13 protein-coding genes are annotated in these 13,959 nt (G+C 63.6%); 12 read left to right on the forward strand and 1 reads right to left on the reverse strand.

Features of this window, described 5'->3' with window-relative positions; all coding sequences use genetic code 11:
• Positions 1-43 precede the first annotated feature (43 nt).
• The 3 genes from SY91_RS06520 (at position 44) to SY91_RS06530 (ending at position 3,291) form a co-directional block, all read left to right on the forward strand.
• Positions 44-1,075, forward strand: a complete 1,032-nt coding sequence (locus tag SY91_RS06520) for an aspartate carbamoyltransferase catalytic subunit (protein WP_006476735.1) — start codon at positions 44-46, stop codon at positions 1,073-1,075.
• A 61-nt stretch (positions 1,076-1,136) separates the two neighbouring features.
• Entirely contained in the window at positions 1,137-2,414 is a 1,278-nt protein-coding gene (locus SY91_RS06525; RefSeq protein WP_023475282.1) for a dihydroorotase, read from the forward strand.
• A 19-nt stretch (positions 2,415-2,433) separates the two neighbouring features.
• Positions 2,434-3,291, forward strand: a complete 858-nt coding sequence (locus SY91_RS06530) for a lysophospholipid acyltransferase family protein (RefSeq protein ID WP_011544739.1) — start codon at positions 2,434-2,436, stop codon at positions 3,289-3,291.
• A 38-nt stretch (positions 3,292-3,329) separates the two neighbouring features.
• Here the strand turns inward: SY91_RS06530 and SY91_RS06535 are convergent, their stop codons facing one another.
• Positions 3,330-4,169: a symmetrical bis(5'-nucleosyl)-tetraphosphatase gene (locus SY91_RS06535; protein ID WP_023475281.1), complete on the reverse strand. Its 840-nt coding sequence runs from the start codon at positions 4,167-4,169 to the stop codon at positions 3,330-3,332.
• A gap of 343 nt (positions 4,170-4,512) precedes the next feature.
• Here SY91_RS06535 and rfbB point away from each other — a divergent pair, with 343 nt between their 5' ends.
• The 9 genes from rfbB to SY91_RS06580 all read left to right on the forward strand — a co-directional run bounded on the left by rfbB (position 4,513) and on the right by SY91_RS06580 (position 13,858).
• The gene (rfbB, locus tag SY91_RS06540) at positions 4,513-5,574 is read left to right on the forward strand and encodes a dTDP-glucose 4,6-dehydratase (protein WP_012328028.1); all 1,062 of its coding nucleotides are present in this window, start codon (positions 4,513-4,515) and stop codon (positions 5,572-5,574) included.
• 11 nt (positions 5,575-5,585) lie between these two features.
• Positions 5,586-6,479 (forward strand): glucose-1-phosphate thymidylyltransferase RfbA, encoded by an 894-nt coding sequence (gene rfbA / locus SY91_RS06545; protein ID WP_011694186.1) that lies wholly within the window; start codon positions 5,586-5,588, stop codon positions 6,477-6,479.
• Complete coding sequence (gene rfbC / locus SY91_RS06550) at positions 6,464-7,015, forward strand: dTDP-4-dehydrorhamnose 3,5-epimerase (protein WP_011544743.1); 552 nt, start codon at positions 6,464-6,466, stop codon at positions 7,013-7,015. Before rfbA ends, rfbC begins: the two co-directional genes overlap by 16 nt.
• A complete protein-coding gene (rfbD, locus tag SY91_RS06555; protein ID WP_043886842.1) occupies positions 7,008-7,907 on the forward strand; it encodes a dTDP-4-dehydrorhamnose reductase in 900 nt (299 codons plus the stop codon). The genes rfbC and rfbD overlap by 8 nt, the downstream gene beginning before the upstream one ends.
• Position 7,908: 1 nt before the next feature.
• Entirely contained in the window at positions 7,909-8,808 is a 900-nt protein-coding gene (locus SY91_RS06560; protein ID WP_023475279.1) for a glycosyltransferase family 2 protein, read from the forward strand.
• 43 nt (positions 8,809-8,851) lie between these two features.
• Positions 8,852-9,634 (forward strand): ABC transporter permease, encoded by a 783-nt coding sequence (locus SY91_RS06565; protein ID WP_023475278.1) that lies wholly within the window; start codon positions 8,852-8,854, stop codon positions 9,632-9,634.
• A gap of 10 nt (positions 9,635-9,644) precedes the next feature.
• The gene (locus SY91_RS06570; protein ID WP_023475277.1) at positions 9,645-10,397 is read left to right on the forward strand and encodes an ABC transporter ATP-binding protein; all 753 of its coding nucleotides are present in this window, start codon (positions 9,645-9,647) and stop codon (positions 10,395-10,397) included.
• A 42-nt stretch (positions 10,398-10,439) separates the two neighbouring features.
• Positions 10,440-12,317: a glycosyltransferase family 2 protein gene (locus tag SY91_RS06575; protein WP_023475276.1), complete on the forward strand. Its 1,878-nt coding sequence runs from the start codon at positions 10,440-10,442 to the stop codon at positions 12,315-12,317.
• A gap of 98 nt (positions 12,318-12,415) precedes the next feature.
• Positions 12,416-13,858 carry a mannose-1-phosphate guanylyltransferase/mannose-6-phosphate isomerase gene (locus SY91_RS06580; protein WP_043886841.1) on the forward strand — a complete coding sequence of 481 codons (1,443 nt, stop codon included), beginning with the start codon at positions 12,416-12,418 and terminating at the stop codon, positions 13,856-13,858.
• Positions 13,859-13,959: the final 101 nt, after the last annotated feature.

Below are 13,959 nucleotides of genomic sequence, written 5' to 3' on the forward strand. Positions count from 1 at the left end.
GTTTGCACCGCGGCCCGTTTGCATAGTTGGAATCACGCACACCATGACCACCGACACCACTGGCCGCACCGGCAATCCCGCGGCGGCCGCGAGCCCCGACCGGTTTCGCTACGGTTTCCTGAAGGGCAACCCGCAGCTCACGAAAAACGGCGAGCTGAAGCACCTGCTGTCGATCGAGGGCCTGCCGCGCTCGATCGTCAATCACATCCTCGATACCGCCGAGCAGTTCGTCAGCGTGACGGACCGTGAAGTGAAGAAGGTGCCGCTGCTGCGCGGCAAGTCCGTGTTCAACCTGTTCTTCGAGAACTCGACGCGCACCCGCACGACCTTCGAGATTGCCGCGACGCGCCTGTCGGCCGACGTGCTGAACCTGAACATCAACGCGTCGTCGACGAGCAAGGGCGAATCGCTGCTCGACACGATCAACAACCTGTCGGCGATGCATGCCGACCTGTTCGTCGTGCGCCACGCGTCGAGCGGCGCGCCGTACCTGATCGCCGAGCACTGCGCGCCGCACGTGCACGTGATCAACGCCGGCGACGGCCGTCATGCGCACCCGACGCAGGGCCTGCTCGACATGTACACGATCCGTCACTACAAGCGCGACTTCACGAAGCTGCGCGTGGCGATCGTCGGCGACATCCTGCATTCGCGCGTCGCGCGCTCCGACATCCACGCGCTCACCACGCTCGGCGTGCCGGAAGTGCGTGCGATCGGCCCGCGCACGCTGCTGCCGGGCGGTCTCGAGCAGATGGGCGTGAAGGTGTTCCACAACCTCGACGAGGGGCTGAAGGGCGTCGACGTGATCATCATGCTGCGTCTGCAGAACGAACGGATGAGCGGCGCGCTGCTGCCGTCCGCGCAGGAGTACTTCAAGACGTGGGGCCTGACGCCCGAGCGCCTTGCGCTCGCCGCGCCCGACGCGATCGTGATGCATCCGGGGCCGATGAACCGCGGCGTCGAGATCGATTCGCAGGTCGCCGACGGTCCGCAATCGGTGATCCTCAACCAGGTCACGTTCGGCATCGCCGTGCGGATGGCGGTGATGGGCATCGTCGCCGGCAACAGCGACTGAGCTGGCTTTCGCGCCTCCTCGTTCAGGCATTCAACGCAATCAACGCATTCACAGACAGCGCATGAAGATTCATATCAAAGGCGGCACGCTGATCGACCCGGTCGCCGGCACCGAAGGGCAGGCCGACGTATTCGTCGCGGACGGCAAGATCGCCGCGCTGGGCAGCGCGCCCGCCGGTTTCAACGCGGACCAGACGATCGACGCGTCGGGCCTGATCGTCGCGCCCGGCCTCGTCGACCTGTGCGCGCGGCTGCGCGAGCCGGGCTACGAACACAAGGCGACGCTCGCGTCCGAGATGGCCGCGGCCGTCGCGGGCGGCGTCACGACCCTCGTGTGCCCGCCGGACACCGATCCCGTGCTCGACGAGCCAGGCCTCGTCGAAATGCTCAAGTTCCGCGCGCGTAACCTGCACCAGGCCAACGTGCATCCCCTTGGCGCGCTGACGGTCGGCCTCAAGGGCGAGGTGATCACCGAGATGGTCGCGCTGACCGAATCCGGCTGCGTCGGTTTCACGCATGCCAACGTGCCGGTGCGCGACACGCAGGTGCTGCTGCGCGCGCTGCAGTACGCGAGCACCTACGGCTACACGACGTGGCTGCGTCCGCTCGACGCGTTCATCGGCCGCGGCGGCGTGGCTGCGAGCGGCGCGCTCGCGTCGCGGCTCGGGCTGTCCGGCGTGCCGGTCGCGGCCGAGACGATCGCACTCCACACGATTTTCGAACTGATGCGCGTGACGGGCGCGCGCGTGCACCTCGCGCGACTGTCGTCGGCGGCCGGGCTCGCGCTCGTGCGTGAAGCGAAGGCCGAGGGGCTGCCCGTGACCTGCGACGTCGGCGTGAACCACGTCCACCTGATCGACGTCGACATCGGCTACTTCGACTCGCAGTTCCGGCTCGATCCGCCGCTGCGCAGCGAGCGCGATCGCGAAGCGATTCGCGCGGCGCTCGCCGACGGCACGATCGACGCGATCTGCTCGGATCACACGCCGGTCGACGACGACGAGAAGCTGCTGCCGTTCGGTGAAGCGACGCCGGGCGCGACGGGGCTCGAATTGCTGCTGTCGCTGACGCTGAAGTGGGCGGACGAGACGCGCACGCCGCTCGCGCAGGCGCTGCGCCGCATCACGTCCGCGCCGGCGGACGTGCTGCAACTGCCGGCCGGGCGCCTCGCCGAAGGCGGCGCGGCCGACCTGTGCGTGTTCGATCCGCGTGCGCACTGGCGCGTCGAGCCGCGTGCGCTGAAGAGCCAGGGCCACAATTCGCCGTTCCTCGGCTACGAACTGCCGGCCGCCGTGCGTACCACGCTCGTGGCCGGACGGGTCGCGTTCGAGCGCCACTGAACCACGCGGAACCTTCGCCATGATCGCCTTTCGCAAGCTGCGTCTCGCCTTTCACCTGTTGCGCGGCATGGTGATCGTCGCGCTGCGTTTTTCGCACGTCACGCCCGCGCGCCGCGCCGAGCTGATACGCCGCTGGTCGCTCAAGCTGCTGCGGATCTGCGGGATGCGCCTCGTCGTCCACAACGACGGCGCGCGGCTCGACGCGAGCGCGCTCGTCGTGGGCAACCACGTGTCGTGGCTCGACATCTATGCGGTCAACGCGTGGCGGCCGACGCCGTTCGTGTCGAAGGCCGAGGTGCGGCAGTGGCCGGTCGTCGGCTGGCTCGCCGAGAAGCTCGACACCGTGTTCCTGCAGCGCGAGAAGCGTACCGAGGCGATGCGGATCATGCACGAGATGGCCGAGCGTCTGCGTACCGGCGGGCTGATGTGCGTGTTTCCGGAAGGGACGACGTCCGATGGCCAGGATCTGCTGCCGTTCCATGCGAACCTGTTCCAGGCTGCGGTATCGGCCGGCTGCGCGGTGCAGCCGATCTGCCTGATGTACGAGGACGCGCACGGGCGGCAGTCGGTCGCGCCGGCCTACACGGGCGATCTGTCGCTCGGCACGTCGCTCGACATGGTGTTGCGCGGCGGCCCGCTCGTCGCGCATCTGTACGTGTGCGAACCGATCGCGCCGGGCGGTGACCGGCGGGCGACGTCTGCCGCGGCGCGCGACGCGATCGCGGCCGCACTGGCGACGCTGCAGGAGAGGGTCGGCAAGCCGACGGCCGAGTCGCTCGCCGAGCTGCAGAAGCATGCGTATCCGGCGACCGAGCTCGGCGCCGGTGCGACGGGCGACGCGGCAGCCGATGCGCCCGTGCCGGGGCGCGAGGGCTGACGCGCGGCCGGCCGGGGCGGGCGCGCGTCAGCGTGCCGTCATTCGCCGCCCGGCGAACGGCACGCTTCGCACTGCACCTGCGTGACCGTGCGCTGCGCCGGGTCGGCCGTGAGCCGCACGGCCGACAACTGATTTCCCCATACGCATCCTGAATCGAGCGCGACGACGTTGTCGCGCAACATCAGGCCGAGCGCGGCCCAGTGGCCGAACACGACCGTCACGTCCTCGGTGCGGCGCCCCGGCACGTCGAACCACGGCAGGTAGCCGGGCGGCGCGCTGTCGGGGCCGCCATTTGCCTTGAATTCCATCGCGCCGTCGGGCGTGCAGAAGCGCAGGCGCGTGAACGCGTTGAATGCGACGCGCATCCGGTCGCGTTTTTTCAGGTTCGGCGTCCATTGATTCGGCTCGTTGCCGTACAGGCCTTGCAGCGTGTCGCGCCAGTCGGGGGCACGCAGCGCGCGCTGCAGTTCGTCCGCGAGTTCGAGCGCGAGCGTGGCGTCCCATTGCGGCAACACGCCGGCGTGCACGAGCAGCTTTCCGTCTTCGACATGCACGAACGGGCGGTGGCGGACCCAGTCGAGCAGCGCGTCGGCGTCGGGCGCGTCGAGGATCTCGCCGATCGTGTCGCCCGGGCGCTCGGTGCGCAGCCCGGCCGAGACCGCGAGCAGGTGGAGGTCGTGATTGCCGAGCACGACGGTCGCGCGCGGGCCGAGCTCGACGACCGCGCGCAGCGCGGCAAGGGAGCCCGGGCCGCGGTTGACGACGTCGCCGGCGATCCAGAGGGGGGCGTCGGTGGGCGCCGAAAGCTTTTCGTACAGCGCCTGGAAAGCGGTGTGACAGCCTTGGATGTCGCCGATGGCGATGGGAGGGGAAGTCATGGGGCAGGGGATTTCGCGAGTATCGAGAACACGGGAAAAATTATCCAGTCACTGCAGTGTTGCGCAATTTGTGTTCCGCAACCGTGCGTTGATTTGGCAAGAAATTTCATGCCCGGAAAGGGTTCGAAGGGCTGTATCAAGTTGTTAGCGGCATGGCTTTTGCAGGGGACGGCTACCTATAATTGTCGCTTTCCCCAACAAAATTAGCATTTCATGACTTTGGAGGCCATGTCGACCGGTTAAAATTCCCGGTCTGACGTGGCAATCACAAGCTACTGGCATTTGCGAATCTGAGGTGGCAGGCGCCTGATGGCGTCTGCCGCACACTATTTGAGGGAGCCTCATGATCCTGGTTACGGGCGGCGCGGGTTTTATCGGTGCCAATTTTGTACTCGACTGGCTGCGCGCATCCGACGAAGCCGTGCTCAACGTCGACAAGCTGACGTATGCAGGGAACCTGCGCACGCTGCAGTCGCTGGACGGAAACCCGAAGCACGTGTTCGCGCGCGTCGACATCTGCGACCGTGACGCGCTGGACGCCCTCCTGGCCGAGCACAAGCCCCGCGCGGTGCTGCACTTCGCCGCGGAAAGCCACGTCGATCGCTCGATCCACGGTCCCGCGGACTTCGTGCAGACCAACGTCGTCGGCACGTTCACGCTGCTCGAGGCTACCCGCCAGTACTGGAACGGTCTGAACGACGCCGACAAGGCCGCGTTCCGTTTCCTGCACGTGTCGACCGACGAGGTGTTCGGTTCGCTGTCGGCCACCGACCCGCAATTCTCGGAGACGACGCCGTACGCGCCGAACAGCCCGTATTCCGCGACGAAGGCGGGTTCCGACCACCTGGTGCGCGCGTATCACCATACGTATGGCCTGCCGGTGCTGACGACGAACTGTTCGAACAACTACGGCCCGTACCAGTTCCCGGAAAAGCTGATCCCGCTGATGATCGCGAACGCGCTCGCGGGCAAGCCGCTGCCGGTGTATGGCGACGGGCAGAACGTGCGCGACTGGCTGTATGTCGGCGACCACTGCAGCGCGATCCGCGAAGTGCTCGCGCGCGGCGTACCGGGCGAGACGTACAACGTCGGCGGCTGGAACGAGAAGAAGAACCTCGAAGTCGTGCATACGCTGTGCGACCTGCTCGACAAGGCGCGCCCGAAGGCAGCGGGTTCGTACCGTGACCAGATCACCTATGTGACCGACCGGCCCGGCCACGATCGCCGCTACGCGATCGATGCGCGCAAGCTCGAACGCGAACTCGGCTGGAAGCCCGCGGAAACGTTCGAGACCGGCCTGGCAAAGACGGTCGACTGGTATCTCGACAACCAGGTGTGGGCCGATGAGGTCGCATCGGGCGAGTACCGCAAGTGGGTCGAGACGAACTACGCGAAACGCACTTGAGGAGAGAAGCGATGGCACGTAAAGGCATCATTCTCGCTGGCGGTTCCGGTACCCGGCTGTATCCGATCACGCACGTCGTCTCGAAGCAGCTTCTGCCGGTGTACGACAAGCCGATGATCTACTATCCGCTGTCGACGTTGATGATCGCGGGCATTCGCGACGTGTTGATCATCTCGACGCCGCAGGACACGCCGCGCTTCGAGTCGATGCTCGGCGACGGCAGCCAGTGGGGGATGAACATCCAGTACGCGGTGCAGCCGTCGCCCGACGGTCTCGCTCAGGCGTTCATCATCGGCAAGGAGTTCGTCGGCAACGATCCGTCGGCGCTGATCCTCGGCGACAACATCTTCTACGGTCACGACCTCGCGAAGCAGCTCGAGCGCGCGCATGCGCAGGAAACGGGCGCGACGGTGTTCGCTTATCACGTGCACGACCCGGAACGTTACGGCGTCGTCGAATTCGACAAGTCGTTCCGCGCACTGTCGATCGAGGAGAAGCCCGCGAAGCCGCGTTCGAACTACGCGGTGACCGGCCTGTACTTCTACGACAACCAGGTGTGCGACATCGCGGCCGACATCAAGCCGTCGCCGCGCGGCGAGCTCGAAATCACCGACGTCAACTCGCGCTATCTCGACAGCGGCGCGCTGAACGTCGAGATCATGGGGCGTGGCTACGCTTGGCTCGATACCGGCACGCACGATTCGCTGATCGAGGCGGCCAGTTTCATCGCGACGCTGCAGAAGCGGCAAGGTCTCGTGGTCGCCTGTCCGGAAGAGATCGCGTATCGCCGCAACTGGATCGACGCGGAGCAAGTGTTGAAGCTCGCCCAGCCGCTCGCGAAGAACGCATACGGTCAGTACCTGAAGAACATTCTTACGGATCAAGTCGCATGGCCATCCAAGTAACGGCAACGGCGCTGCCCGAAGTCAAGATCATCGAGCCGAAGGTGTTCGGCGACGCGCGCGGGTTCTTCTACGAAAGCTTCAACGGGAAGGAATTCGCCGAGCAGGTCGCACCCGGCGTCGAATTCGTGCAGGACAACCATTCGCGCTCGTCGAAGGGCGTGCTGCGCGGCCTGCACTATCAGATCCAGCACGCGCAGGGCAAGCTCGTTCGCGTGGTCGAGGGCGAAGTGTTCGACGTCGCCGTCGACATTCGCAAGGATTCGCCCAACTTCGGCAAGTGGGTGGGTGTGGTGCTGTCGAACGACAACCATCGGCAACTGTGGGTGCCGCCCGGCTTCGCGCACGGGTTCGTCGTGCTGTCGGAGGCCGCGCAGTTCCTTTACAAGACGACCGACTACTGGTTCCCCGAACACGAGCGCAGCATCGTGTGGAACGACCCGGAGATCGGGATCGAGTGGCCGATCGATTTCGAGCCGCTGCTGGCGGCGAAGGATGCGGCCGGCAAGCGTTTGAGCGAAGCCGAAGTTTATGCGTGAGGTGGGTGTGACTCCTGAGCCGACGATCCTTGTGACGGGTGTGAATGGCCAGGTCGGGTTCGAACTGCTGCGCTCGCTGCAAGGGCTCGGCCGCGTGGTGGCATGCGACCGCTCGATGCTCGACCTGTCCGACCTCGATCGGGTGCGCAGTGTCGTGCGCGAGCTGAAGCCGTCGATCATCGTGAACCCGGCCGCGTACACGGCCGTCGACAAGGCCGAGACGGACGTCGACGCCGCGCGCCGGCTGAATGCCGAAGTCCCGCGTGCTTTCGCAGAGGAAGCGGCGCGCCTCGGTGCAGCGCTGGTTCATTACTCGACCGACTATGTGTTCGACGGCACCAAAGAGGGGGCCTATGTCGAAACGGACGCGACCAACCCGCAGAACGTCTACGGGCTGACCAAGCTGGAGGGCGAGCAGGCCATCGCGGCGACAGGTTGCGCACACTTGATCCTGCGGACGAGCTGGGTGTACGGCCGCCGCGGCAAGAACTTCCTGCTGACGATGCTGAAGCTCGGGAGCGAGCGTCCTGAGTTGCGTGTCGTCGCGGATCAGGTTGGCGCGCCGACATGGTCGAAGACGATCGCCACCGCGACCGCGCACATCGTCGCGCAGGCATTGGCGGCCGATGACGCGGACTGGTGGGCGCAGCGTTCCGGCGTCTATCACTTCACGTCCGCGGGCGCCACGTCGTGGCACGGGTTTGCCGAGGCAATCTTCGCCCAGGCGATGGGCGAGCATGCGCCGAAGGTGTTGCCGATTCCGGCGAGCGACTACCCGGTTCCCGCCAAGCGCCCGTCCAATTCGCGACTGTCGCACGACAAGCTGACCGAAGCATTCGGGTTGCGGTTGCCGGACTGGGCCGATGCGCTGAAGCTGTGCCTGAGTGAGTAACTTGAATCAGAATTCCGCGGTTCAGGAGCAGACCGGTGTCGTGATCGTGTTCTACCGGCCGGATAGCGGTTGCGTAGTCCGTGCGAACCGGCTCGCCAAAGTATGGCCATGCGTGGTGGTGGATAACACGGAGAGCATCAGTGCGCCGGAAGCGCTCGGGCTCGACGCGCGTATCGACTATGTCGCGAACGGCGCCAATCTTGGCATCGCGACGGCGCTCAACCAGGGCATCGAACGGCTGGCCGCGGCGAACTGTACGTCGGTATTGCTGTTCGATCAGGATAGCGAGCCGTCAGACGAATTGCTGGTCGAACTGCCTCGGACAATGGCGGCCGAGCGCATGCGTAATCGTCGCGTGGCGCTCGTCGGCCCCGCGTACGAGGATGCGCGATTGGGCGGCGTCGCGCCGTTCGTCCGCTTCGGGTACGTGAAGCTGCGCCGGGTTCAGCCGGACGGTGTGCAACCGGTCGAGGTCGACTTTCTGATTACGTCGGGATCGTGCGTGAATCTCGCTGTATGGCGCGACATCGGCCCGATGGACGATTCGCTGTTCATCGATTTCGTCGATCTCGAATGGTGTGTCCGCGCGCGCTCGAAGGGGTATTCGGTGCTCGGCGCGCCGGCGTTGCGGTTGAAGCATGAACTGGGCGGCGAGCCGGTGAAGGTGTTCGGGCGGAGCTACCCGGGGCACAGCGCGGTTCGGCACTACTATCTGTTCCGCAACGCGATCGCGCTGATCCGGCGTTCCTACGTACCGTGGAGCTGGAAGTCGACCGAACTGGTCAAGATGCCGGTCCGGCTTGCGATCTACGCGTTGTTCATGCAGCCTCGCGTGGCGCACCTGCGGCTCTCATTGCTCGGCATCTGGCACGGACTGACCGGTCGTACCGGTGCGCTCTGATGTACCGGCCCATTTTTCAATCTCATTCAACTAGAAAGCTTGCATGCTGACTCTTTCACTTGCTGATCTCAAACAGAGCATTGCCTCGTGGCGGTTATGGACGCTGCTCGGCTGGCTCGAAATCCGGCAGCGCTATGCTCGCTCGAGTGTCGGACCGTTCTGGCTCACGATCAGCATGGGTGTGATGATTACGTCGCTCGGCGTGGTCTACGGTACGTTGTTCGGACAAAAGATGAACGAATATCTGCCGTTCCTCGCATCGAGCATCGTGCTGTGGGGGCTTTTTTCGCAGACGATCCAGGAGGGAAGCATCGCGTATATCAGCAGCGGCGCCTACATACGCCAGGTGCCCACACCGAAGCTGATCTACATTCTGCAAGTCGTATGGCGGAACCTGATCGTGCTGGCACACAACTTCGTGATTGTCATCGGTCTTCTGATGATCTTCGGCGTCAAAAGCTGGGAGACGCTGCCGATGTTCATTCCGGGGCTGCTTCTGTATGTGCTGAATGCAATGTGGATCGCCATGCTGACAAGCCTGTTGTCCGCACGATTCCGCGACCTTCCGCAGATCATTGGCGCGCTGCTTCAAGTCGCATTCTATGTAACACCCATCATCTTTCGTCCAGACGCGCTGAATCGCTTTTCGTTCATCGTCGAATGGAATCCGCTTGCTTACCTGATCGATGTCGTTCGCGGCCCGCTGATCGGACAAATGCCGAGCGCGCTGACGTGGGGAGTGACCATTGGCATGGCGGTCGTTGGATGGCCGATCGCACTGCTCATGACCGGTCGTTATCTGAAACGTCTTCCGTACTGGGTCTGAAGGGGGCGACATGGCACACATTGAACTGAAGAACGTGACGCTGGATTTGCCGATCTACGACGTCCAGGGCCGCTCGCTGAAGAAACAGGTGCTTCGCATGGGGCGACGCAACCGGATCGCGGAGGGCAACGACGGCGTCATCGTCGTACGGGCGCTCGACGATCTGAGTTTCCGCTTCGATCGAGGCGATCGCGTGGGGCTCATTGGTCACAACGGCGCGGGAAAGTCGACGCTGCTGCGCGCGATGGCCGGCATTTATCCTCCGACAGCCGGCTCGCTGTCACGCGTGGGCAAGGCCGTGCCGCTGCTCGACATCAGCCTCGGCATGGACGAGAACTCGACCGGTATGCAGAACATCCGGTTGCGCGGCCTGCTGCTCGGCATGACTGACGCGGAGATTCGCAAAAAGCAGAACGATATCGCTGATTTCAGTGAATTGGGCGACTACCTCGATCTGCCGATCCGTACCTATTCGAGCGGCATGAAGATGCGGCTTGCATTCGCCGTGTCCACGGCGGTCGACGCCGAGATCCTGCTGCTCGATGAAGTGATGGGCGTGGGCGATGCGTCGTTCATGCACAAGGCCGAGGCGCGTCTCGAGGAACTGCACGACCGCGCCGAGATCGTTGTGCTCGCGATGCACTCGAACAAGGAGATCCGCAAGGTGTGCAACAAGGCGCTGTGGATGGAGCGCGGGCGTGTGCGCGCTTTCGGGGAAGTCGACGACGTCGTGTCGCAATATGCTGCTTCGGTGGGGGAGTGATGGTTGTGAAGTCGAACGCCGGTATGGCTGGGTGCTGAACCGATGAAGTTGCGCAAAGCACGCTCGTTCGTGAACCGGGTGGCGGGTGACGGTGGATTGCGACTGGTCGTGCGCAAGGCTTACGGTATCTTCCGCCGGGAAGGAGTTGCCGGCATCAGAAGCCGGATCGCATGGTTGCGCGCGGGCGCGCCGGGTGTCATCGATCCGGTTCTCTATGCAGAATGGGTTCGCCGTTACGATCAGGTTGACGACGCAACGCGCGCGGCCATTCGCGAGCGTATCGCCGGTTTCGCGAATCCGCCGCTGATTTCAGTGGTGATGCCCGTCTACAATCCCGATCCCGCTTGGCTGGCGGAGGCGATCGAGTCCATCCGCGGACAACTTTATCCGCATTGGGAACTCTGCATTGCCGACGACGTGTCGACGAATCCGGCCATCCGCCCGCTGCTCGAACGTTACGCCTCCCAAGACCCGCGGATCAAGGTCGCGTTCCGGCAGAAGAACGGCCATATTTCTGCCGCATCGAATACTGCGCTCGAACTCGTGACGGGCACGTGGGTCGCGCTGTTCGATCACGACGACCTGTTGCCGGAGCAGGCGCTTTATTGTGTCGCGGATGTGATCGAACGCGATCCGTCGATTCGAATGATCTATTCTGATGAAGACAAGATCGATGGCTCGGGCAAGCGCCGTGAACCGTACTTCAAGTGCGACTGGAACCCCGATCTGTTCCTTTCACAGAACATGTTCAGTCATCTGGGTGTGTTTCAAAAGGCGCTGCTCGACGAAGTCGGCGGTTTCCGCGAGGGGTATGAGGGGTCTCAGGACTATGATCTGGCCCTTCGCTGTGTCGAGCGTGCGGGCGCGGCTGCAATTCATCACATTCCACGGGTGCTGTATCACTGGCGGGTTCATGCTGAAAGCACCTCGTCGGGGACCGACGCCAAGCCCTACGCGGTAGTGGCCGGTGAGCGGGCGCTCAACGACCACTTCGAGCGAACGGGTGTCCGCGGTGTGGCGGAGTACGCAGGAAACGGCTACCGTGCGCGGTATGCGTTGCCGGATCCGGCGCCGCTCGTCAGCCTGATCATCCCGACCCGAAACGGGCTGAACCTGATTCGGCAGTGCATCACGAGCATTGTTGGCAAGACGACGTACACACGCTACGAAATCGTCATCGTCGACAACGGCTCGGATGATCCAGACACACTGAATTACCTCGCGTCGCTCGAGAACGACGTGCGTTTCCGGATATTGCGCGACGATCGGCCGTTCAATTTCGCGGCGTTGTGCAATGCGGCCGTCGAGGTGGCGAGCGGCGAGGTCGTCGGACTGGTCAACAACGATATCGAGGTGATTTCTCCCGATTGGTTGACGGAAATGGTCAGTATTGCATTGCAACCGGGCGTCGGCGCGGTGGGCGCGAAACTGCTCTATCCGAACGACACCGTCCAGCATGCCGGCGTGGTGCTGGGGCTTGGCGGCGTGGCGGGACATGTACACAAACACATTCCTCGCGGATCGTTCGGGTACTTCGGTCGCGCCAGCCTGATCGGCGCCTTCTCCGCAGTGACCGCTGCATGCATGATCGTGCGCAAGGCTGCCTATCGCGAAGTGGCTGGAATGAACGAACGGGATCTGGGTGTCGCGTTCAACGATATCGACTTCTGTCTTCGCTTGCTGAAGGCCGGCTATCGCAATGTCTGGACGCCGTATGCGGAGCTGTATCACCATGAGTCGGCGACGCGTGGTTACGAGGACGATCCTGTCAAACAGGCTCGATTCGACGGCGAGACCGAGTACATGCAAAAGCACTGGGGAGAGCTGCTGCGGAATGATTCCTCATACAGTCCAAATCTGACGTTGAACGAAGAGGATATCGGTCTGGCCTGGCCGTCACGGGTGGGCGCGCTCGTCTGAGCGCGTGCCCGGCGATGCAGGCCGGATGCCGCCGGAATTAATGAGTGGTACTGATCCGGCGGTTGGAAAAATAGAAGGTATATCGTAACGGAGTTGACGTGAACATCTTCCCTGTAGTTCTGTGCGGCGGTAGCGGCACCCGTCTTTGGCCGTTGTCCCGGGGCGGTTATCCCAAGCAGTACCTCAAGCTGGCCGGAGAACACACGCTGGTTCAGCAGACCGTGCTGCGTCTGCAGGGCGTGCCCGGCGTCGAAGCGCCGATCATGATCACGAATGCGGAACAACGCTTCATCGTGGCCGATCAGTTGCGCAGCATCGACGTGGCCGCGTCGGCGGTCGTTCTGGAGCCGGTAGGGCGCAATACGGCGCCCGCGGTCGCGGCGGCGGCGTTGCTTGCGATGGAGCAGTCGCCGGACGCGTTGCTGCTCGTGTTGCCGTCCGACCACGTGATCCTGAGCGATGCGATTTTCGCGAAGCTGGCGGACACGGCGCGCGATATCGCAAACGACGGGCATCTCGTCACGTTCGGTATCGAGCCGACCAAGCCGCACACCGGCTACGGCTACATCCGCAGCGGGAACGCATTGGCGTCGCATGACGACGCGTTCCGTGTCGATGCATTCGTCGAGAAACCGGATGCGGAAACGGCGGCGCGGTTCGTGTCGGAAGGCGGTTATTACTGGAACAGCGGCATGTTCATGCTGAAGGCGTCGGTGTATCTCGACGAACTCAAGCGATTCGAGCCAGCCGTGCTCGAGCAGGTCACGCTGTCGGTCAAGCAGGCAAAGCGCGACGAGGATTTCGTCCGACTTGACGCCGATGCATTCCAGGAATGCCCGAACATCTCGATCGACTATGCGGTGATGGAGAAAACCGACCATGCGGTGATGGTCGCGGCCGCAGGTCTGAACTGGAGCGATATCGGCTCATGGGCCGCGCTCGCGGATATTTCGGATACCGACGATACGGGCAATACGCTGTCGGGCGACGTCCTGACTGACGATGTTTCCGATAGTTATATCCGGGCCGATCATCGAATGGTCACGGCCATCGGCGTCAAGGATCTGATCATCGTCGAAACGGCGGACGCGGTCCTCGTCACGCATCGCGACCAGTCCGAGCGTGTGAAGAAGATCGTCGAGCGTCTCAGCGCGTCGGGGCGACACGAGTCGGTGACGCACCGGAAGGTCATCCGGCCGTGGGGTTCGTACGAGAGTATCGATCAGGGTGAACGCTTTCAGGTCAAGCGCATTATCGTCAACCCGGGCTCGTCGCTCAGCCTTCAGATGCACCATCATCGGGCTGAACACTGGGTCGTTGTCCGCGGTACCGCGCGCGTCTTCAACGGCGACCAGGTCATTTTGCTGAGCGAGAATCAGTCGACCTATATTCCGCTGGGCGTGACGCATCGCTTGCAGAACCCGGGGAAGATTCCGCTCGAACTGATCGAGGTTCAATCGGGCTCGTATCTCGGTGAAGACGACATCGTGCGTCTCGACGACAACTACGGGCGCGATGTCGTCGCGGCGAAGGGCAATTAACCACGATTGGAATCCGGCCTGGATTCATGTCGTATCGGCCGCTCTCATGGCGTGACCCCGATCGACGATTCTGGCCGGAGCTTCAACATGCTGAACAAACT

The sequence above is a fragment of the Burkholderia cenocepacia genome (assembly GCF_014211915.1).
Taxonomy (GTDB): domain Bacteria; phylum Pseudomonadota; class Gammaproteobacteria; order Burkholderiales; family Burkholderiaceae; genus Burkholderia; species Burkholderia orbicola.